General features: G+C 71.8%; 18 protein-coding genes and 1 pseudogene. 17 read left to right on the forward strand and 2 right to left on the reverse strand.

Annotated features, from left to right (window positions below; translation table 11 throughout):
- Positions 1-243: 243 nt before the first annotated feature.
- From argS to F6X51_RS07655, 12 genes and pseudogenes are all read left to right on the forward strand, one after another.
- Positions 244-2,004 (forward strand): arginine--tRNA ligase, encoded by a 1,761-nt coding sequence (gene argS / locus F6X51_RS07600; RefSeq protein ID WP_150962639.1) that lies wholly within the window; start codon positions 244-246, stop codon positions 2,002-2,004.
- A 30-nt stretch (positions 2,005-2,034) separates the two neighbouring features.
- On the forward strand, positions 2,035-3,528 hold the full coding sequence (locus F6X51_RS07605) for an SPOR domain-containing protein (protein ID WP_150962640.1): 1,494 nt from the start codon (positions 2,035-2,037) through the stop codon (positions 3,526-3,528).
- 310 nt (positions 3,529-3,838) lie between these two features.
- Positions 3,839-4,858 carry a beta-N-acetylhexosaminidase gene (gene nagZ / locus F6X51_RS07610; RefSeq protein WP_150962641.1) on the forward strand — a complete coding sequence of 340 codons (1,020 nt, stop codon included), beginning with the start codon at positions 3,839-3,841 and terminating at the stop codon, positions 4,856-4,858.
- 145 nt (positions 4,859-5,003) lie between these two features.
- Positions 5,004-5,282 (forward strand): twin-arginine translocase TatA/TatE family subunit, encoded by a 279-nt coding sequence (locus F6X51_RS07615; protein WP_150962642.1) that lies wholly within the window; start codon positions 5,004-5,006, stop codon positions 5,280-5,282.
- A 126-nt stretch (positions 5,283-5,408) separates the two neighbouring features.
- A complete protein-coding gene (tatB, locus tag F6X51_RS07620; protein ID WP_150962643.1) occupies positions 5,409-5,921 on the forward strand; it encodes a Sec-independent protein translocase protein TatB in 513 nt (170 codons plus the stop codon).
- 4 nt (positions 5,922-5,925) lie between these two features.
- On the forward strand, positions 5,926-6,726 hold the full coding sequence (gene tatC / locus F6X51_RS07625) for a twin-arginine translocase subunit TatC (RefSeq protein WP_150962644.1): 801 nt from the start codon (positions 5,926-5,928) through the stop codon (positions 6,724-6,726).
- An 87-nt stretch (positions 6,727-6,813) separates the two neighbouring features.
- Positions 6,814-7,062 carry a hypothetical protein gene (locus tag F6X51_RS07630; RefSeq protein WP_150962645.1) on the forward strand — a complete coding sequence of 83 codons (249 nt, stop codon included), beginning with the start codon at positions 6,814-6,816 and terminating at the stop codon, positions 7,060-7,062.
- The gene (locus F6X51_RS07635; RefSeq protein ID WP_150962646.1) at positions 7,044-7,454 is read left to right on the forward strand and encodes a helix-turn-helix domain-containing protein; all 411 of its coding nucleotides are present in this window, start codon (positions 7,044-7,046) and stop codon (positions 7,452-7,454) included. Before F6X51_RS07630 ends, F6X51_RS07635 begins: the two co-directional genes overlap by 19 nt.
- A 190-nt stretch (positions 7,455-7,644) precedes the next feature.
- Positions 7,645-8,922 (forward strand): annotated as a pseudogene (serS, locus tag F6X51_RS07640) (serine--tRNA ligase); the annotation flags it as partial.
- 68 nt (positions 8,923-8,990) lie between these two features.
- Complete coding sequence (surE, locus tag F6X51_RS07645) at positions 8,991-9,755, forward strand: 5'/3'-nucleotidase SurE (protein WP_150962648.1); 765 nt, start codon at positions 8,991-8,993, stop codon at positions 9,753-9,755.
- Between the two features lie 259 nt (positions 9,756-10,014).
- Positions 10,015-10,683: a protein-L-isoaspartate O-methyltransferase family protein gene (locus tag F6X51_RS07650; protein ID WP_281407632.1), complete on the forward strand. Its 669-nt coding sequence runs from the start codon at positions 10,015-10,017 to the stop codon at positions 10,681-10,683.
- A gap of 282 nt (positions 10,684-10,965) precedes the next feature.
- Positions 10,966-12,492, forward strand: a complete 1,527-nt coding sequence (locus F6X51_RS07655; protein ID WP_150962649.1) for a peptidoglycan DD-metalloendopeptidase family protein — start codon at positions 10,966-10,968, stop codon at positions 12,490-12,492.
- 112 nt (positions 12,493-12,604) lie between these two features.
- Here the strand turns inward: F6X51_RS07655 and F6X51_RS07660 are convergent, their stop codons facing one another.
- Complete coding sequence (locus F6X51_RS07660) at positions 12,605-13,480, reverse strand: ATP-binding protein (protein ID WP_150962650.1); 876 nt, start codon at positions 13,478-13,480, stop codon at positions 12,605-12,607.
- A gap of 239 nt (positions 13,481-13,719) precedes the next feature.
- Between F6X51_RS07660 and yajC the strand changes: the two genes are divergently transcribed.
- From yajC to F6X51_RS07685, 5 genes are all read left to right on the forward strand, one after another.
- Positions 13,720-14,058 carry a preprotein translocase subunit YajC gene (yajC, locus tag F6X51_RS07665; RefSeq protein WP_150962651.1) on the forward strand — a complete coding sequence of 113 codons (339 nt, stop codon included), beginning with the start codon at positions 13,720-13,722 and terminating at the stop codon, positions 14,056-14,058.
- A gap of 63 nt (positions 14,059-14,121) precedes the next feature.
- Positions 14,122-15,729 carry a protein translocase subunit SecD gene (gene secD / locus F6X51_RS07670; RefSeq protein ID WP_150962652.1) on the forward strand — a complete coding sequence of 536 codons (1,608 nt, stop codon included), beginning with the start codon at positions 14,122-14,124 and terminating at the stop codon, positions 15,727-15,729.
- 217 nt (positions 15,730-15,946) lie between these two features.
- Positions 15,947-16,891, forward strand: coding sequence for a protein translocase subunit SecF (gene secF / locus F6X51_RS07675; RefSeq protein ID WP_150962653.1), 945 nt, complete (start codon positions 15,947-15,949; stop codon positions 16,889-16,891).
- Positions 16,892-16,905: 14 nt separating this feature from the next.
- Positions 16,906-17,295 carry an Mth938-like domain-containing protein gene (locus F6X51_RS07680; protein ID WP_150962654.1) on the forward strand — a complete coding sequence of 130 codons (390 nt, stop codon included), beginning with the start codon at positions 16,906-16,908 and terminating at the stop codon, positions 17,293-17,295.
- Positions 17,292-18,173 carry a phytoene/squalene synthase family protein gene (locus tag F6X51_RS07685; RefSeq protein WP_150962655.1) on the forward strand — a complete coding sequence of 294 codons (882 nt, stop codon included), beginning with the start codon at positions 17,292-17,294 and terminating at the stop codon, positions 18,171-18,173. The genes F6X51_RS07680 and F6X51_RS07685 overlap by 4 nt, the downstream gene beginning before the upstream one ends.
- Positions 18,174-18,180: 7 nt before the next feature.
- Here the strand turns inward: F6X51_RS07685 and F6X51_RS07690 are convergent, their stop codons facing one another.
- Positions 18,181-19,749 (reverse strand): putative bifunctional diguanylate cyclase/phosphodiesterase, encoded by a 1,569-nt coding sequence (locus F6X51_RS07690; protein WP_150962656.1) that lies wholly within the window; start codon positions 19,747-19,749, stop codon positions 18,181-18,183.
- Positions 19,750-20,035 lie beyond the last annotated feature (286 nt).

Raw genomic sequence — 20,035 nt, forward strand, 5'->3', positions numbered from 1 at the left:
GGCGCCGCGGCGGGACGAGCCGGCCCGCGCGGCGGGCCCGGCCCGCCAGAGCTGCGGTGACGGGCCTGCGGTGACGGGCCTGCTGTGACGGACCTGCGGTGACGGACCTGCGGTGACACTTGGAGCCGCACTTGCTATGCCGCCGCCCTTGAACAGCCCGGCCGCCCACGGCCGGCTTCCGGAACGGCCGCACCGCGCGGATCGTCCGGAGGGTCGCTGAGCCCCCGATAGCCGGTCCGCCCCATGAACATCTTCGCCATCTTCGAGGCCCGCGTCCGCGAAGCCCTGGAGAGCCTCGTCCGCTCAGGGACCCTGCCGGCCGGGCTCGACCTGTCCCGCGTCGTGGTCGAGCCGCCGCGCGATCCCGCCCACGGCGACCTCGCCACCAACGCCGCCCTGGTCCTGGCCAAGGAGGCGAAGGCGAACCCGAAGGCGCTCGGCGAGGCGCTGGCGGCGGAGCTGCGCACCGATCCCCGGGTCACCGAGGCGAGCGTCGCCGGGCCGGGCTTCATCAACCTGCGCCTCGACCCCGCGACCTTCCACGCGGTGGTGCGGGCGGCGCTGGCCGACCCCGCCGCCTACGGGCGCGCCCGGATGCCGGGAGGCCGGGTCAACATCGAGTACGTCTCGGCCAACCCGACCGGGCCGATGCATGTGGGCCACGGCCGCGGCGCCGTGTTCGGCGACGCCCTGGCGAACCTCCTGGTGGCGGCCGGCCGCGACGTCACGCGCGAGTACTATATCAACGACGCCGGCGCGCAGGTCGACGTCCTCGCCCGCTCGGCCCACCGGCGCTACCGCGAGGCCCTGGGCGAGCCCGTCGGGCCGGTGCCGGAGGGACTCTATCCGGGCGATTACCTGAAGCCCGTGGGCGAGGCGCTGGCGCGCACGCACGGGCGCGCCCTCCTCGACGCGCCCGAGGCCGCCTGGCTGCCCCGGGTCCGCGAGACCGCCATCGCCATGATGCTGGACCTGATCCGGGAGGATCTGGCGGCGCTCGGCATCCACCACGACGTCTTCTTCTCCGAGCGCACCCTGCACGGGGAGGGCCCGGGCTCGGTCTCGGCGCTGCTCGCGGACCTGCGCGCGCGGGGCCTCGTCTACGAGGGCCGGCTTCCGCCCCCGAAGGGACAGGTGCCGGAGGATTGGGAGGACCGGGAGCAGACCCTGTTCCGCACCCGGGAGTTCGGCGACGACACCGACCGGCCGCTCCTGAAGTCGGACGGCTCCTACACCTACTTCGCCTCCGACATCGCCTATCACCGGGACAAGTTCCTGCGCGGCGCCACCGACATGATCGACGTGCTCGGCGCCGACCACGGCGGCTACGTCAAGCGCATGCAGGCGGCCGTGAAGGCCGTGACGGCGGGGGAGGCCACCCTCGACGTCAAGCTCTGCCAGTTGGTGCGCCTGCTGCGCGGGGGCGAGCCCGTGAAGATGTCGAAGCGGGCGGGCGAGTTCATCACCCTGCGGGAAGTCATCGACGAGGTCGGGCGCGACGCGATCCGGTTCATGATGCTGTTCCGCAAGAACGACGCCACCCTGGACTTCGACCTCGCCAAGGTCGTGGAGCAATCCAAGGACAACCCCGTCTTCTACGTGCAGTACGCGCATGCCCGCTGCCACTCGGTGTTCCGGCAGGCGCGTGAGGCGATGCCGGACGAGGATTTCTCGGCGGGACGTCTCGCGGCCGATGCCGACCTCGCGCTGCTGACCGATCCGGGGGAGGCGGAGATGATGCGGCTGATCGCGCAGGTGCCGCGGGTGCTGGAATCGGCGGCCGCGGCGCACGAGCCACACCGCATCGCTTTCCACCTCTACGAAGTCGCCAGTTCCCTGCATAGTTTCTGGAATAAGGGCAAAGACTTGCCGCAATTACGGTTTGTTAATCCAACCGACCGAAAGTCCACACGGGCGCGGCTGGCCCTCGTCGAGGCTCTCAGGGGCACTCTCGCCTCCGGCCTCGCGATCCTGGGTGTCACCGCGCCGGCCGAAATGCGGTGAGGTGATTCGGCGTGATATGAGGATGCTGCCATGACGAACGCGTCGCGCGCGACAGTCGATTTCGAAGCCTTCGCCCGCGAGCTTCAGCAGCCTCACCCGCAGCCGGCTGCCGGTCCGCGGCCGGTGCCGCAGGCCCCGGCTCCGGCCGGGGGCCAGAAGGCCGACCCCCTCGCCGAGCTCGCCCGCATCGTCGGACAGGACGACCCCTTCCGGGCCCTGCTCGAGGCCCGCGACGGCCGACGCGGCGGAGACGGCGCCCGCGCCGAGCAGCGCCGGATCGAGCCGAGCTTCGGCTCCGAACCCGCCGGAACGGCGAATCACGCCGACGGCGCCTACGGCGCGCCGACGGCCCAGGGCGAACCCGGCGCGAATCAGGCCCAGCCCGCCGCCTCCGGCGCGGGCCCCTCCCAGGGCGGCTACGGGGCGAACCCGGCCGATGCCTTCGACCAGTACCTCGCCTCCGTTGAGCGCGAGTACCCGAACGAGCCGGCCTATGCCGAGGGCGAGGCCGCGCAGGCCCCCGAGGCGTTCCAGGGCCGCGGCCTGAAGCGGACGGGCCAGCGCAAGCGCCTCGTCTCCGTCGGCGCCGGCCTCGCGGTGGTGGCCGTGTCGATCACGGGCGCGCTCACCTGGCGCAGCCTGCATTCGGGCCATTCGGGCGGCGGCGTGCCGGTGATCCAGGCCGACACCTCCCCCCTCAAGATCGCGCCCAAGACCGCCGACGGCGTCGAGATCCCCGACCAGAACAAGCAGATCTACGAGCCGAAGGCGAAGGACGGCCAGATCCGCATCGTCAACCGCGAGGAGCAGCCCCTCGACGTGGCCCAGGCCGCCCGCATGGCGCAGGGCTCCTCGAACCGGGGCTCCGAGGCCGGCGTCACGCCGGGCGGCGCCACCCCGCAGGGCGGCCTCTCCGACGCCTTCGGCGAGCCGCGCCGGGTGCGCACCGTCTCGGTGAAGCCCGACACGCCGGCCCCGGCGCCGCAGCGCGAGGCCCAGGCGGCCGAGACCGCGACGCCCTCGCCGATCCCGACCATGACCTTGCCGGGCGACGAGCCCGCGCCGGCCCCCCGCGCCCGCCCCGTGCGGCAGGCCGCGGCCCTGCCGGCCCCGGTGGCGACCCCGACCGCGGCGGCGCCCGCCGAGGCCACGCCGGTGATCGCCGCGCCGGCCCCGACCCGGCCGAAGGCGCCCCAGCGGGTCGCCTCGGTGGCGCCTGACGCCGTCCTGCCGGTCGAGCCGCCCGCGACCACCGCCGCCACCTCGGCGAGCAGCGCCGCGGTCGGCGGGTTCTCGGTCCAGCTCGGCGTGCGCACCAGCGAGCGCGAGGCGCAGCTCGCGTTCAAGCAGATGCAGGCCAAGCATCCCCAGCTCGCCGGGCAGCCGGAGCTGATCCGGCAGGCCGAGGTCAACGGCAAGACCATCTTCCGCGTCCGCGTCGGGCCCCTCGGCAAGACCGAGGCGACGAGCCTGTGCAGCCAGCTCCAGGGCGCCGGCGGCCAGTGCTTCGTGGCCAAGAACTGAGCCGCCACGCGCGGAGCCGAAGGTCCGGGCCGGACGGGAACGGGGCGTCCTCGCCCAAGGACGCCGCGGGCTCGCCCAAGGACGCCGCGGGCTCGCCCAAGGACGCCGCGGGCTCGCGGCGGTCCCCCGGCTGAAACCCGGATGCAACACCGGACGGCGGCCCGGGGGCCGACCCGGCGGCACGCCCCGGTTTCGCCTTGCCGGCACCCCAGAGGCGATCCGATCCTGCCCGCGTCCGATCGTCCCGTTCCGCGTTGATTCCCCGTTCCGCCGCCAGACCGATCCCCACCTTGCCCGCGCGAGCCCCCCGATGACCTCCCGTGCCCTGATCCTCGGTTGCGCCGGCCGGACCCTCTCCGCGGAGGAGGCGGCCTTCTTCCGCGACGTGCGGCCCTGGGGCTTCATCCTGTTCAAGCGCAACATCGGCACGCCGGACGAGGTGCGGGCCCTGACCGGGGCGCTGCGCGACGCCGTCGGCCGCGGCGACGCGCCGATCCTGATCGACCAGGAGGGCGGCCGGGTGCAGCGCATGGGCCCGCCGCACTGGCCGGCCTATCCGGCGGGCGGGCGGCTCGGGCGCCTCAACGGCTCGGGGGCCGCGATGGCGTGGCTTGGGGCGCGGCTGATGGCGCACGACCTCGCGGGCGTCGGCATCAACGTCGATTGCGCCCCCGTCCTCGACGTGCCGGTGGCGGGCTCCCACGACATCATCGGCGACCGCGCCTACGGCACCCGCCCCGAGGCGGTGGCGGAGATCGGCCGGGCCGTGGCCGAGGGCCTGATGGCGGGGGGCGTCCTGCCGGTGATGAAGCACATCCCCGGCCACGGCCGCGCCGCGGTCGACAGCCACCACGGCCTGCCCGTGGTCGAGGCTTCCCGCGAGACGCTGGCCGCCCAGGATTTCCGCCCCTTCGCGGCGCTCGCCGACCTGCCGATGGCGATGAGCGCCCACGTGGTCTTCACCGGGATCGACCCCGAGCGCCCGGCGACCCAGTCGCGCACCGTGATCCGCGAGATCATCCGCGGGGCGATCGGCTTCGACGGGCTGCTGATGACGGACGACCTCTCGATGCACGCGCTGACCGGGCCGTTCCGGGCCCGGGCCGAGGCGGCCTTCGCGGCGGGCGTCGACGTGGCGCTCCACTGCAACGGCGAGGCGCCGGAGATGCGCGCCGTGGCCGAGGGCACGCCCGAGCTCGCCGGGGCGGCCCTGCGCCGCGCCGAGGCCGCGCTCGCCCGGCTCGGGCCGGCGCCGGGGGGCTCCGACGCGGCCTTCGACGTCGGCGAGGCCCGCGCCCGGTTCGAGGCCGGCCTCTCGGCCGCCGCCTGAGACCCCGCGACGCCGGGGCCGCAAACGACTGCCGCCAAAGCCCATTCGTGCCTTGTGTTCGCGGGGTGCGATCCTTAGGTTCGCGCCAACCCAATCACGAAGGACGGCGCCGCGCCCGCTTCAGGCCGCGGCGCAGGAGGTTGCCATGGGCAGCATGAGTATCTGGCACTGGGTCATCGTCGCGGGCATCGTGATGCTGCTGTTCGGGCGCGGCAAGATCTCCGACCTGATGGGCGACGTCGCCAAGGGCATCAAGGCGTTCAAGAAGGGCATGGCGGACGACGAGACCCCGGCCCAGACCACCCAGGCTCCGCCGGTCTCCGCCACCGAGCCGGTGCGCACCCTGCCGCATGCGGGCGAGGCGAGCCCCGGCACCGCCATCCCGGCGAGCCACATGCCGGCCGGCGACCGCAAGGCCGTCTGAGCCCCGGCGCGCACCGCGCTCCGCCCGCGGCGCGCGCGCCGGTTCGAGGACCGCGGGTAACAGGACCAGCGGGCCGCCGGGACACCCGCTCGCCCGGCCGCTCGAGGCCGCAGGACCGTCGACGACATGCTGGACATGAGCTGGGGCGAGGTGATGCTGATCGGCGGCGTCGCCCTCATCGTCATCGGGCCGAAGGATCTGCCGAAGGCGCTGCGCACCGTCGGCCAGATCACGGGGAAGCTGCGCCGCATGGCCGGCGAGTTCCAGATGCAGTTCAACGAGGCGATCCGCGAGGCCGAGCTCGACGAGGTCCGGCGCGAGGTCGACGGCATCAAGCGCACGGTGAGCGGCACCCCGAGCTTCAACCCGGTCCAGACCATCCGGGACGAGCTGAAGGGCGCCGTCGAGGCGCGCGAGGCCGCCCGCCCGGCCGCGCCGGACGCCCAGTCGCTCGCCGACGCCACCGCCCAGCTCCGGGCCGAGACGGGTCAGGCCGGGACGGGCCGAGCCGAGACGGGGCAGGCCGGCGGCAGCTACGACGTGCCGCGCGCGGGCCCAGCATTCCCCTCGGCCGCCGATCCGCTGGCGCCCGCCGCCTCCCCCGCAACCGCGCCGGCCCCGCCGGCCCCGGGCCCGTGACACCATGATCAACGAGGCGGACGAGGCCGAGATCGAAGCCTCCCGGGCCCCCCTGCTGGAGCACCTGATCGAGCTGCGCGCGCGGCTGATCAAGTCGCTCGCGGCCTTCGTGGTGATGTTCTTCGGGTGCTTCTTCTTCTCGCGCCAGATCTACAACGTGCTGGTCCATCCCTACGTCTCGGTGGTGGGGGCGGAGAACGCCAAGCTGATCGCGACGCACTTCCTCGAGCAGGTCTTCACCAACATCAAGCTCAGCGTGTTCGGGGCGGGCTTCCTGGCCTTCCCGGTGATCGCGACGCAGATCTACGCCTTCGTGGCGCCGGGCCTCTACCGCAACGAGCGCAAGGCCTTCCTGCCCTACCTCGTGGCCACGCCGGTCTTCTTCGTCCTCGGCGCCCTGGTGGTGTTCTTCCTGGCGATGCCGCTGCTGATCCAGTTCTCGGTCTCGCTGCAGCAGGTCGGGGTGGCTGGGGAGCCCACCATCGCGCTGCTGCCCAAGGTCGACGAGTACCTCTCGCTGATCATGACCCTGATCTTCGCCTTCGGGATCGCCTTCCAGCTGCCCGTGATCCTGACGCTGCTCGGCCAGATCGGCGTCATCGACGCGGCCTTCCTGCGCGAGAAGCGCCGCTACGCCATCGTGCTGGTCTTCGTGGCCGCCGCGATCCTGACGCCCCCCGACGTGATCTCCCAGCTCTCCCTCGCGGTGCCGATGCTCCTCCTCTACGAGGCCTCGATCTTCTCGGTCGCCCGGGTCGAGAAGCTGCGCGCCGCCCGGCGCCTCGCCGAGGGGCTCGACCCGTAGGGCCGCTTTGCGCCGGCGGGCCGGCGTGGCTATCGTGGGGCTCCGGGCGGAATCGGGTCCGGGCGACGCGCCGGGCAGCGGGCCGCCATGAACAAGACGCTGGTCTTCACGACGGGTTCGGGCCGCACCTTCTGGAGACTCCCCGAGGCCGTGCAGGAGAGCCTCACCCGGAAGCTCTATCTCTACGGTCTGACCGGGAAGGGCGACGTGAAGCGGATGGCCGGCTCGGAGGTCGTCCGGATGCGCGACGGCGACGACGCTTACCGTCCTGGCGGTGGGTCATCGGCGCGAGATCTATCGGTAGTGGGAGGCGATCCGTGGACCTGCAGATCCTGAGAACGGAAGCGGGCGAGGAACTCGTGGTCCTGCCGCGCCGCGATTTCGACGTGCTGCTCGCCCGCCTCGGCGAGGAGGAGGCCGAGGATCGGATGACCGACCGGCTGGCACAGGAGGCCCGTGCCGCCCTCGCGGAGGGGACCGAGCTGATCCTGCCCGCATGGTTCAGCGACGGCCTCGCCACCCACCGCCATCCGGTGCGGGCGGCCCGGGAGCATGCCGGACGGTCCGAGGCGCAGCTCGCGGCCGAAGCCGGGATCGCTCCGGCGGAACTCGCCGCGATCGAGCGGGGACAGGTTGCGGCGTCCCTCGCGAGCCTCGACGCCATCTCGACCGCCCTCGGCCTCGATCCGCGCCTGCTCCGGCGCGTCTGCGCCGACGCGCCCGCCTGATTTCCAGGACCTGACGGCTCCCGACCGACGCGGCCGGCCCGATCGTGGCGACCGTCCGGATCCGGTTGGGCGAACCTGAGCCCGAGGCGACCTCGGAGAGCGGGCGAGGGAGGCTCCCGCCCTGGTCCGGCCCCTTGTCCGCCCGTCCTCGATGCTGCAAAGCGTCCTCGCCCCGCATCCGAGCCGTCCCATGCACGACATCCGCGCCATCCGCGACAACCCGGCCGAATTCGACTTCGACCTGCAGCGCCGGGGCCTCGCGCCCCTCTCGGCCGAGCTCCTCGCCCTGGACGACGCCCGCAAGGGCGCGGTCTCCGCCGCGCAGGCCAACCAGGAGCGGCGCAACGCGCTCGCCAGGGAGATCGGCGGCGCCAAGAAGGCCAAGGACGAGGCGCGGGCCCAGGGCCTGATGGAGGAGGTCGCGCGCCTCAAGGCCGAGGCGCCCGGCCTCGAGGCCGAGCAGAGCGCCGCGGGGGAGCGCCTCGAGGCGCGCCTCGCCGCGATCCCGAACCGCCCGAACCCGGAGGTGCCAGAGGGCGCGGACGAGCACGGCAACGTCGAGTACCGCCGCTTCGAGCCGACCCATCCCTGGCTGGAGACGGGCCGCCAGCATTTCGAGATCGGCGAGGCCTCGGGCCTGATGGATTTCGAGGCGGCGGCGCGGCTCTCGGGCGCCCGCTTCGTGGTGCTCAAGGGCCCGCTCGCCCGGCTGGAGCGGGCGCTCGGCCAGTTCATGCTCGACCTGCATACGGGGGAGCACGGCTACACCGAGGTGGCGCCGCCGATCCTGGTGCGCGACGAGGCCATGTTCGGCACGGCGCAACTGCCGAAGTTCCGCGACGACCAGTTCGCGGCGGGCGACGGCTACTGGCTGATCCCCACGGCGGAGGTGCCGCTGACCAACCTCGTGCGGGAATCGATCCTCGCCGAGGACGCGTTGCCCCTGCGCTTCACCGCGCTGACCCCCTGCTTCCGGGCGGAGGCCGGGGCGGCCGGCCGCGACACCCGCGGCATGCTGCGCCAGCACCAGTTCAACAAGGTCGAGCTCGTCTCGATCACGGCGCCGGAGAAATCGGCCGAGGAGCACGAGCGCATGCTCGCCTGCGCGGAGGCGGTGCTGAAGGCCCTCGAACTGCCGTTCCGGGTGATGACGCTCTGCACCGGCGACATGGGGTTCGCGAGCGCCAAAACCTACGACATCGAGGTCTGGATGCCCGGCCAGGAGACCTACCGGGAGATCTCGTCCTGCTCGGTCTGCGGCGACTTCCAGGCGCGGCGCATGAACGCGCGCTTCCGCCCGCGGGAGGGCAGGGCGGTCCAGTTCGTGCACACCCTGAACGGCTCGGGCGTGGCGGTCGGCCGGGCGCTGATCGCCGTGATGGAGAACTACCAGAACCCGGACGGCAGCGTCACGATCCCGTCCGCGCTGCGGCCCTACATGGGCGGCCTCGACCGGATCGAGGCGCCGGCGGGCGGGGACGCGGCCGGGTCCAGGGACGCCGCCAAGGACGCCGCCAAGGAAGGACCGAAGAGCTGATGCGCATTCTCGTCACCAACGACGACGGCATCCACGCCCCGGGGCTGGAGACGCTGGAGACCATCGCCCGTCACCTCTCGGACGACGTCTGGGTGGTGGCGCCGGAGACGGACCAGTCCGGCGTCTCGCACTCGCTCTCCCTCAACGACCCGCTGCGCCTGCGGCAGGTCTCCGAGAAGCGCTTCGCCGTGAAGGGCACCCCCTCCGATTGCGTGATCATGGGGGTGCGCCACATCCTCAAGGATCACGGGCCGGACCTGATCCTGTCGGGCGTCAACCGCGGCCAGAACGTCGCCGAGGACGTCACCTACTCGGGCACCATCGCGGGGGCGATGGAGGGCACGATCCTCAACGTGAGGTCGATCGCCCTGAGCCAGGCCTACGGGCCGGGCGGGCGCAGCGGCATCAAGTGGCACTGCGCCGCCCATCACGGGCCGAAGGTCATCGCCAAAATCCTGGAGACCGGCATCGAGCCCGGCATCCTCGTCAACGTGAACTTCCCCGATTGCGAGCCCGACGCGGTCGTCGGCACCGCGATCGCCGCGCAGGGCCAGCGCAACCAGGCCCTGCTCGCCATCGACGCCCGCCAGGACGGGCGCGGCAACCCCTATTTCTGGCTCGCCTTCGCCAAGGCCCGGTTCGAGCCAGGCCACGGCACCGACCTCAAGGCCATCGCGGAGAACCGCATCTCGGTGACGCCCCTGCGCCTCGACCTCACGGACGAGCCGACGCTGACCCGCTTCGCGCAGGCCTTCGCGGAGTGAGGAATCCGTCGCGGCGCGAAGGCACGCCGCGGAGCCCGGCGCCTTCGGGACGTGCGGGCCCCGCGGGGAGCCAGGGACCTGCACGAAGCCAGGGACCTGCACGAAGCCAGGGACCTGCACGAAGCCAGGGACCTGCACGAAGCCAGGGACCTGCACGAAGCCGGGAGCCTGCACGAAGCCGGACGGCCCTCGCGGCGGCCGGCCGGCGGCTCCGGGGCGCTCCTGGTCTCGCCGGGCGCATCCGTGCGAGCGTGAGGCCGTGCTGACGACCCCTTCCCCCCGTGACCCGGACGGCCCCTCCGGGGCCGTCGAGAACGCCGCCTTCGTGCTGGCCCTGCGCGCGCGGGGGATGCGCGAGACCAGCGTCCTCAGCGCCATGGAGCGGGTGCCGCGGGAGGGCTTCGCTCCGGCGGCCTTCCGCGACCTCGCCCGCCGGGACCTCGCCCTGCCGCTCGCCTGCGGCGCCACCATGACGGCGCCGATCGTGGTCGCCACCATGCTGGGCGCCCTGAAGGTCGCCCCCGGCGCCCGCGTCCTCGAGGTCGGCACCGGCTCCGGCTACGCCACCGCCCTGCTGGTCGCGCTCGGGGCCGCCTCGGTGCTGAGCCTGGAGCGCTACGCCACCCTGGGGGCCGCGGCGCGCGCCCGTCTGGGGGAGGGGGGCGCCGCGCGGGTCGTCCAGGCCGACGGGCTCGCCCCCCTCGACGGCGGCCCCTTCGACCGCATCCTCGTCAACGGTACGGTGCCGTGCCTTGCCCCGGCCTGGATCGAGGCCCTCGCCCCCGGCGGCCGGCTCGTCGCCGGCCTCGCGGGTCCCGGCGGCAGCCGGCTCGTGAGCGTCGAGCGCGGCGAAGCCGGCCTCGCCGAGACCCTCGGGGCCCCGTTCCGCCTCGCGCCCCTGCTGCCGGGCCTGGCGCTCGTGACGTGAGGGCGGGGGCCGCCCGTCCGGGGCGCCCCCCTTCCGGTCAGGGCCGGACCCCGCGCGACCGGCCGCACCACCCCTCCCCGATGGGTTCGGGCCAGGGTTCGGGCCAAGGTTCGGGCCCGGGTTCGGGCCAGGGCACGCGTCGCGCCGGCCGTTGCGATCCTGCATCGGCGAGCATCCGGAAAGTTCCACCCTGGCGGGAAACGTGGTGAACGGGAACGGTTGCTTAACCTGAATCCGATTTGAATGACGTCATCAAGTTGCGTCAGGCAAACGGGTGCGTCGATGCGGGTTCGTGGTGCTGGTCGGGGGATGCGGACGTTGTCGCGCTTCGCCCTCATCGGAGTGATCGGTGGCGGCGCAGCCGCCTGCTCCTCGGACGCCTCGCGGCTCGGGGGGCCCTTTACCAACCCCTTCGCCTCGAACCTGTCGAGCGAACCCTCCGCCACCGGCAGCCTGCCGGACGGCGAGATCGCCCCGGCCCCGGCGATCCGGACCGGGCGCATCCAGTCCGAGGCCCTGAGCGCGCCGGGCGCAGGCCCCGCCGCCGCGGTCCCGACCCGGACCCTCGCGAGCCGCCCGGTCCAGCCGCCGGCCCAGACCACCCGCGTCGCCGCGACCGGCGCCGCCGGCTGGAGCGCGCAGGGCGGCACCGCCATCACGGTGGCGCAGGGCGACAGCCTGAACCAGATGTCGACCCGCTTCGGCGTGCCGGCCTCCGCGATCCTGTCGGCCAACGGCCTCACCAGCGCCGCCCAGGTGACGCCGGGCCGCCAGATCGTGATCCCGGTCTACAACGCCTCCGGCATGAACCCCGCCGCCGCCCCGATGAGCGCCCGCGCCGTGCCGGCCGCGCCGCAGGAGCGGCTGCAGTTCAGCAAGGCCCCCAAGGGCACCGAGAAGGCCGAGAAGCCGGCCGACAAAGCCGCCGAGGCCAAGCGCCAGGCCGAGGCCGCCCGCAAGGAGGCCGAGGCGCGCAAGGAGGCCGAGACCCGCAGGGAGGCCGAGACCCGCAGGGAGGCCGAGGCCCGCAAGCTCGCCGACAGGAAGGCGCACGAGGAGGCCGCCCGCAAGGAGGCCGACGCCAAGCGCCACGTCCGCCCGGGCCAGACCGCCAAGGTCGAGACCAAGGGCGAGACCAAGGCCGAGATCAAGGCCGGCACCAAGGCGGCGGTGAAGTCCGAGAAGCCCGATCCGAAGGCCGAGGCCCTGAAGGCCAAGGCCGAGGCCGCCCGCAAGGCGGAGTCCGAGGCCAAGCTCGCCAAGGCCGAGGCCGCCAAGGACGCCGCCCGCAAGCTCGCCGAGGCGAAGGCCGCCAAGGAGAGCGCCGAGAAGGTCGCCAAGGCCGAGAAGACCGAGAAGGTCGCCGCCGTGAAGCCCGCCGCGCCGGAGAAGTCCGAGCCCGCCAGCACCGGCTCGGTGGCCGCCGCCCCGGCCGCGCCGTCCGAATCCTTCCGCTGGCCCGCCAAGGGCCGGGTGATCTCGGGCTACGGTTCGAGCGGCAACGAGGGCATCAACATCGCGGTGCCCGAGGGCACCTCGGTCAAGGCCGCCGAGGACGGCACCGTGGCCTATGCGGGCTCCGACGTGAAGGGCTACGGCAAGCTGGTTCTGGTGCGCCACCAGAACGGCTACGTCTCGGCCTACGCCCATAACGGCGAGATCGACGTGAAGCCGGGCGAGAAGGTGAAGCGCGGCCAGACCATCGCCAAGTCCGGCGCCTCGGGCAACGTCACCTCGCCGCAGCTCCACTTCGAGATCCGCAAGGGCGGCGCGCCGGTCGACCCGATGTCGCAGCTCGCCAGCAACTGAGCGCGGCGCTGCCCATCAGGCGAAGGGCGGCGCCCGATGGGCGCGCCCATCGGGCGAAGGGGCGGTCCCCGGCGGGGCCGCCCCTTCGCGCGTCGGGTGGCGCGGCCGCCGCTCAGGCGAGGTGCTGCCCGAGGCGGCCGGCGAGGTCCTGGATGAACTGGAAGGCGGTGCGGCCCGAGCGCGAGCCCCGGGTCACCGCCCATTCCAGCGCCTCGGCCCGCAGCCGCTCGGGCTCGGCCCTCAGGCCGTAGCGCTCCGCATAGGCGCGGATCATCGCCAGGTACTCGTCCTGGCTGCATTTGTGGAAGCCGAGCCAGAGGCCGAACCGGTCCGAGAGCGAGACCTTCTCCTCCACCGCCTCCCCGGGATTGATCGCCGTCGAGCGCTCGTTCTCGACCATCTCGCGGGCCAGCAGGTGCCGGCGGTTCGAGGTGGCGTAGAACAGCACGTTCTCGGGCCGGCCCTCGATGCCGCCGTCGAGGGCGGTCTTGAGGGACTTGTAGGAGGTGTCGTCGGCATCGAACGAGAGGTCGTCGCAGAACACGATCCAGCGGTGGGCGTCGCCCCGGAGCGTCGCCATCAGATCGGGCAGGGCCTCGATGTCCTCGCGGTGGATCTCCACGAGCTTCATCGGCAGCGCCCCCCCGGGCCGCCGCGCGTTGATCTCCGCCTGCACCGCCTTGACCAGGGAGGACTTGCCCATGCCCCGGGCTCCCCACAGGAGGGCGTTGTTGGCCGGCAGCCCCTTGGCGAAGCGCTCGGTGTTCTCGGCGAGCGTGTCGCGGGCCCGGTCGATCCCGGTGAGGAGCCCGATCTCGACCCGGTTGACCCGCGGCACCGGGATCAGGCGGCGCTCCGGCCCCCACAGGAAGGCGTCGGCGGCGGTGAGGTCGACGGGCGCGCGCGCCGGCGGGGCCGCCCGCTCCAGCGCGGTGGCGATGCGCTCGAGGAGCGGCAGGAGCGTGTCGAGAGTGGTGGAACGGCTCATGAAATGTTCTGCTTGCGCGAGGCGGGACGAGCCGCGCTTGTAGGGCGAAGACGCCCGGAAATCACCGGCATCCCGGTGCATTTCGCCCCCGAACCGGCCCGGAAGCGCCTTTCGCCTCACCCCGGCGGCGTTGCTTTCACTTAGGCCGTGGCTATAGTCCGCGCGCTTTTCGGCCGGGCCCGCCCAAGCCCCGGTGGCAGGGCCCCGGTCGCGGCGGCCCGTTTTAAGGAGTTACGCACTTGATCACCCCCGCCTTCGCGCAAGGGGCCGGCACCGCTGCTGCTGGCGGAGCGGACATCGCCTTGCAGGTGGTTCCGTTCGTCCTCATCTTCGTGATCATGTACTTCCTGATCCTTCGCCCGCAGCAGAAGCGGGTCAAGGATCATCAGAGCATGGTCAAGAACGTGCGCCGCGACGACACCATCGTGACGAACGGGGGTCTCATCGGCCGCGTCGTCAAGGTGGCGGACGACGCCTCGGAGATCGAGGTCGAGATCGCCCCGAACGTCCGCGTGAAGGTCGTGCGCACCATGATCTCCGAGGTCCGCGTCAAGGGCGGCCCCGTCAAGGCGGCTTGATAGACCGCTCGAAGATGCCGGCCTAACCCACCGGCATCGCTTCAAGAATTTCAGGACCGGCGGATGTTGCGCTTCTCTCGAACCAAGATCATCGCGACGCTCGCCGTCATCCTCATCGGCCTGAGCCTGGCCGTGCCGAGCTTCTTCCCGGCCGAGAGCCGCAAGGCCTTCATGGCCGCGCTGCCGGGCTGGTTCCCGAGCTGGATCATCCCGCAGCGCGCGATCGTGCTCGGCCTCGACCTGCAGGGCGGCTCGCAGCTCCTGCTGGAGGTCGACCAGAACGAGCTCGTGGCCTCGCAGGCCAAGGCCCTGCGCGACGACGTCCGCCGCATCCTGCAGCAGGAGACCGTGCGCGCCGAGGGCGGCATCCAGCTCCTCCAGCGCGGCATCCAGGTGCGGATCCCGGACGCGGCCGCCCGCGCCAAGATCCTGCCGAAGCTGCAGGAACTCGCGCAGCCGATCTCCAATCCCCTGGTCGGCCAGACCGGCGGGCGCACCCTCGAGATCACCGACCAGCCCGACGGGCTGATCCGCCTCGCCCTCACCGATGCGGGCGTCAACGAGCGCACCCGCCGCGCCGTCACCCAGGGCATCGAGGTGATCCGCCGCCGCCTCGACTCGACGGGCACCACCGAGCCATCGATCCAGCAGCAGGGCGCCGACCGCATCCTGATCCAGGTGCCCGGCGAGCAGAACCCGGAGCGCCTCGAGAAGCTCCTCGGCTCCACCGCGAAGCTCGAGTTCCGCATGCTGGCGGATTCGCCCTCCGGCGACGTCGACCTGCTGCCCTCGAAGGACGAGAAGGGCGCAAAGGTCCCGGTCGAGCGTCGCGTCATGGCCGATGGCGGCGATCTCACCGACGCGCAGCCCGCCTTCGATCAGCAGACCCACGAGCCGATGGTGAGCTTCAAGTTCAACCTGAAGGGCGCCCAGCGCTTCGGGCAGGCGACCGCCGAGAACGTGGGGCGCCGCATGGCGATCGTGCTCGACAACGAGGTGGTCTCGGCCCCCGTGATCCGCACCGCCATCACGGGCGGCTCGGGGCAGATCACGGGGAATTTCACCGTGCAGCAGGCCAACGACCTCGCCGTGCTGCTGCGCGCCGGCGCGCTGCCGGCGAAGTTCACGGTGGTCGAGCGGCGCGTGGTCGGCCCCGGCCTCGGGCGCGACTCGATCGAGGCCGGCAAGCTCGCGACGCTCGTGGCCGCCGCCCTCGTCGTCGCCTTCATGTTCATGACCTACGGCACGTTCGGCTTCATCGCCAACATCGCCCTCATCGTCCATGTCGGACTGATCCTCGGCCTGATGTCGGTGCTCGAGGCCACGATGACGCTGCCGGGCATCGCCGGCATCGTGCTCACCATCGGGACGGCGGTCGACTCGAACGTGCTGATCTACGAGCGCATGCGCGAGGAGCAGCGGGCCGGACGCTCGCTGATCTCGGCGCTCCAGGCCGGCTTCGACCGGGCCTTCGCCACCATCATCGACTCCAACTCGACGATGGCGATCGCCGCGATCATCCTGTTCTTCCTGGGCTCCGGCCCCGTGAAGGGCTTCGCCGTGGTGTTCATCCTCGGCATCCTCACGACCGTCATCACCGCCGTGACGCTGACCCGGATGATGATCGCCGTATGGTACAACACCTTCCGGCCCAAGACCTTGCCGTTCTGAGGCTTGGCCGTACTGAGGCTTGGCCGTACTGAGGCTTGGCCGTTCCGAGGCTTGGCCGCTCCGAGGCTTGGCCGCTCTGAAGCGAGGCCAAGCCGACGCCTCGCCGGTCGAGGGACCTGGCCGTTTCAAAGGCATGGCCGCCCCGGCGGCGTGTCGGCCGAACGATGGATGCGGGGAGGGGCCTCGGGCCACCTTCCCAGGGAATTCGAGACCGATCATGCGCCTGCTCCGCCTCTGGCCCGACGAGTCGCACTTCGACTTCATGCGGTATCGCCGCTACAGCTTCCCGCTCTCGGCGGCGATGTCGGTGATCACCGTCGTGCTGTTCCTCACGATGGGCCTGAACTTCGGCATCGACTTCAAGGGCGGCACCCTCGTCGAGCTGCAGGCGAAATCCGGAACGGCCGATGTGGCCGCGGTGCGCCACACCGCCAACGGCTTCGGCTTCGGCGAGTCCGAGGTTCAGGAGCTCGGCGGCCAGGGCAACATCCTGGTGCGCTTTCCGCTTCAGGCCGGCGAGCAGGGCCAGACCGCGGTGATGCAGAAGGCGCACGCCGCCTTCGACACCGATTACGAGTTCCGCCGCACCGAGACGGTCGGCCCCCGGGTCTCCGGCGAGCTGGTCCAGTCCGGCACCCTCGGCGTGGTCCTCTCCGTCATCGCGGTCCTGCTCTACCTGTGGTTCCGGTTCGAGCGGGAGCTCGCGCTCGGCGCCATTGTCGGCACCCTGCACGACATCGTGCTGACCGTCGGCATCTTCATCCTCAGCCGCATTGAGTTCAACATGACCTCGATCGCCGCGATCCTGACCATCGTCGGCTACTCGCTGAACGAGACCGTGGTGGTGTTCGACCGCACCCGCGAGCTGATGCGCCGCTACAAGACCATCCCGACCGTCGAGCTTCTCAATCTCTCGATCAACTCCACGATGTCGCGCACGGTGATGACGTCGATCTCGACCGCGCTGTCGCTGACGGCCCTGGTCCTGTTCGGGGGCGAGGCGATCCGCGGCTTCGCGGTGGTGATGCTGTGCGGCGTCGTGATCTGCACCTACTCGGCGATCTTCGTCTCGACTCCGGTATTGATCTATCTCGGCCTGATGCTGTCGGGCGCGAAGAGCGCGGCGCGCGAGCGCGGCGGCTTGGCACAGGCGGCGGAGTAGGAGACAACGCCCGGATGAACGAGCCCCGCCGTCTGCACGACGGCTTCGTCCCCGGCCGCTACCTCATCGATGCCTACGGCGACGGCGGCTTCCGCTTCGCCGAGATGTCGCATCGCGGCTCGATCCTGGTCCTGCCCTCCGGCATCCGGGCTTGGGACGTCCACGAGGTTCGCGCTATCGACAGGACGGCGTTGCGCCCGGTCCAGACGGAAGCCGGCGCCATCGAGCTTCTTCTCGTTGGGACCGGCCTCGACATCGCCCCCCTCGCGCCCGACCTGCGCGCCTGGCTCAGGCAGAACGGCATCGGCCTCGACGTGATGCAGACGGGAGCGGCGGCGCGCACCTACAACATCCTGATGGCGGAGAACCGCAAGGTCGCCGCCGCCCTGATCGCCGTCGCGTGAGCGAGACCGAGATCAGCCCCAGGACCGGCAACGGACTGGACTTCGCCTTCCGCCATTGCGAGGGACTGATCCGCGAGGGCGACCCGGACCGCTACTTTGCGACGCTGTTCGCGCCGGCCGCCCTGCGCCCGCACCTCTTCGCCCTCTACGCCTTCAGCCTGACCGTGGCGCGGGTGCGGGAGGCCGCCGCCAACCCGATGGCCGGCGAGATCCGCCTGCAATGGTGGCGCGATGCGCTCCAGGGCGAGGCCCGCGGCGATGTCAAGGCGAACCCGGTCGCGGCGGCCCTGGACGATGCCATCGTCGCGCGCCGGCTCGGACGCCAGCCCTTCGTCGACCTGATCGATGCCCGGGTCTTCGACCTCTACGACGATCCGATGCCGCGGGTGAACGACCTGGAGGGCTATTGCGGCGAGACCGCCTCGTCGCTGTTCCGCCTCGCGAGCCTGATTCTGTGCGATGGGGCCGAGCCCGGCGGCGCGGCGGCGGCCGGTCACGCGGGCGTCGCCTACGGCATCACCGGCCTGCTGCGGGCGCTGCCCTGGCACGCGCGCGGGGGGCAGGTCTACCTGCCGGCCGACACCCTGCGCGCCCACGGGGTGACCCGCGAGGACATCGTCACGGGTCGGGGCGGGCCGGGCCTGCGCGGGGCTGCGGCGGACCTGCGGGCTCTCGCCCGACGCCACCTCTCGGCCTACGAGGCGGCCCGCGCCACGATCTCGCCCGCCGCGCAGCCCGCCTTCCTGCCGATGGCGCTGGTCGAGCCCTATCTCGGCGCCATGGAGCGACCGGCCTACGATCCGCTCAACACGGTGGTGGAGATCCCGCGCTGGCGCCGGCTGTGGCGGCTGTGGCGGGCGGCGCGCCGGATTCGCTGACGAATCCTCATGCGGCGAGGCGCGCCTTGATCACCGCCGGATCGATGCTCACCAGGGTGTCGATCTCGGATTTGGGCATCGGTGCGCCGAAGAGATAGCCCTGGCCGAAATCGCAGCCTTGGGTCGAGAGCCAGTCCAGACTCGCGTCGGTCTCGATCCCTTCGGCGGTGGTGACGAGGCCGAGGCTGGCGCTGAGCTTGATGATCGCGTCCACGAGCTTCGCCCGCTCGTCGCTCATCGTGATCGTGTCGACATAGCTGCGGTCGATCTTCAGCTTGTCGAACTTCAGCTCGCGCAGGTGATACAAGCTGGAATACCCCGTGCCGAAATCGTCGAGGGCGATCCGCACGCCGAGGTTCTGCAAGGACGTCAGCGTGGTGCGGGCGGCCTCGAGATCCTGCACCAGCGCGGTCTCGGTGATCTCCACCTCGAGCCGGTTCGGCGCCAGGCCGGTCTCGTTGAGGATGGCCAGGATGCGCTCGGAGAGCCCGGCATCCTGGAATTGCTGGGGGGAGATATTGAGGGCGATCTGCAAGTGGACCGGCCAGTCCCGGGCATCGCGGCAGGCCTGGCGCAGGAGCCGGTAGCTCAGATCGGCGATCAGCCCGGTCTCCTCGGCGATGGTGATGAAGCGGGCGGGGGCGAGCAGACCCCGGGTCGGGTGGCGCCATCGGGCCAGAACCTCGACGCCGATCAGGGTCCGTTCCGGGAGCGAGACCACCGGCTGGTAGAACGGTTCGATCTCCCCGTTCATGATCGCGGCGCGCAACTCGCTCTCGAGCTGGGCACGTGCCTTCAGCTCGACATCCATGGCGCTCTTGAAGACCCGATAATTTCCGCGCCCATCCTTCTTGCCCTGGTACATGGCGAGGTCGGCGGCGTGGAGCGCGACCTCGGCATCGGCATCGTCGTGCGTGATCAGCGCGATGCCGATTGTCGCGCCGACCTTCAGCGCGTTGTCGTTCCACAGGATCGGGGCCGCGATGCTGCCGATCATCGCCTGGGCGAGGCGGGCAAGGGCCTCGCTGCCGCCCTCGAGCGGCACGACCAGCGCGAATTCATCGCCGCCGATCCGGGCCGCGACGCCGCGGGCGGGCAGCAACCCAGCGAGACGCTCGGCGACCGCGCACAGGACTGCGTTGCCCGCCGCGTGGCCGTACAGATCGTTCACGGGCTTGAAGCGGTCGAGGTCGACGAGGAGGACGGCGGAGGAGGGCTCCGCCCCGGTCGCGCGCCGCCGGGCCTCCACAGCCTCGAGGAAGAGGCGCCGGTTGGCGAGGCCCGTCAACGCGTCGTGGCGCGCGATGGATTCGGCCCGGGCGGTCGTGGCGTCCCGCTCCAGCATGGCCTGACGCAGCTTCAGCGACTTGCGCAGGCTCACCACCATCATGGCGAAGCCCATGACGAGGCCCAGCATCAGCTGATTCGACAGGTCATGGGCGAGGATGAAGCCGTGGAGGGCAGCGAAGACGTGAAACTGCGCTCCGATGATCCAGCAGCAGACGCCGATCATCAGGAGGCAGAGCGCGTCGTAGAGCTCACCTTCCCCCCAGCTGCCGCCGCGCTTCTCAGCCATGATCCCTGATCCCCACCCGCGCGTCCAAGGGGCGCCGGCGCGCTTAAGGCGGCGTAAACTCGAAGGATCGTTGCGTACGCATTCATACCGAGGAATGACGTATTCACGCCTCAAGGAAAATATCCTTAAGAAACCCTCCCGCTCATCCGACCCGCCGCAACGCTCGTTTGGGGGTCCGATCCCGGCCGGAACCAGCCCGTCCTGCACGCAAGCAACACCTTTTGAACACTTAATAAATGCGCGTTGAGCCGGATTACCCGCTCTGCTAGCACACGCCCCAAGGGTC

The organism is Methylobacterium planeticum, from assembly GCF_008806345.1.
Classification (GTDB): domain Bacteria; phylum Pseudomonadota; class Alphaproteobacteria; order Rhizobiales; family Beijerinckiaceae; genus Methylobacterium; species Methylobacterium planeticum.

Excerpts from the sequence above, each read along its gene's own strand:
- F6X51_RS07655 (WP_150962649.1), top strand. The coding sequence starts at position 10,966 with ATGCGGGTTCGTGGTGCTGGTCGGGGGATGCGGACGTTGTCGCGCTTC.
- F6X51_RS07690 (WP_150962656.1), bottom strand. The coding sequence starts at position 19,749 with ATGGCTGAGAAGCGCGGCGGCAGCTGGGGGGAAGGTGAGCTCTACGAC.
- tatB (WP_150962643.1), top strand. The coding sequence starts at position 5,409 with ATGCTGGACATGAGCTGGGGCGAGGTGATGCTGATCGGCGGCGTCGCC.
- secD (WP_150962652.1), top strand. The coding sequence starts at position 14,122 with ATGTTGCGCTTCTCTCGAACCAAGATCATCGCGACGCTCGCCGTCATC.
- tatC (WP_150962644.1), top strand. The coding sequence starts at position 5,926 with ATGATCAACGAGGCGGACGAGGCCGAGATCGAAGCCTCCCGGGCCCCC.
- F6X51_RS07660 (WP_150962650.1), bottom strand. The coding sequence starts at position 13,480 with ATGAGCCGTTCCACCACTCTCGACACGCTCCTGCCGCTCCTCGAGCGC.
- nagZ (WP_150962641.1), top strand. The coding sequence starts at position 3,839 with ATGACCTCCCGTGCCCTGATCCTCGGTTGCGCCGGCCGGACCCTCTCC.
- secF (WP_150962653.1), top strand. The coding sequence starts at position 15,947 with ATGCGCCTGCTCCGCCTCTGGCCCGACGAGTCGCACTTCGACTTCATG.
- F6X51_RS07680 (WP_150962654.1), top strand. The coding sequence starts at position 16,906 with ATGAACGAGCCCCGCCGTCTGCACGACGGCTTCGTCCCCGGCCGCTAC.
- F6X51_RS07630 (WP_150962645.1), top strand. The coding sequence starts at position 6,814 with ATGAACAAGACGCTGGTCTTCACGACGGGTTCGGGCCGCACCTTCTGG.
- F6X51_RS07615 (WP_150962642.1), top strand. The coding sequence starts at position 5,004 with ATGGGCAGCATGAGTATCTGGCACTGGGTCATCGTCGCGGGCATCGTG.
- surE (WP_150962648.1), top strand. The coding sequence starts at position 8,991 with ATGCGCATTCTCGTCACCAACGACGACGGCATCCACGCCCCGGGGCTG.
- argS (WP_150962639.1), top strand. The coding sequence starts at position 244 with ATGAACATCTTCGCCATCTTCGAGGCCCGCGTCCGCGAAGCCCTGGAG.
- F6X51_RS07605 (WP_150962640.1), top strand. The coding sequence starts at position 2,035 with ATGACGAACGCGTCGCGCGCGACAGTCGATTTCGAAGCCTTCGCCCGC.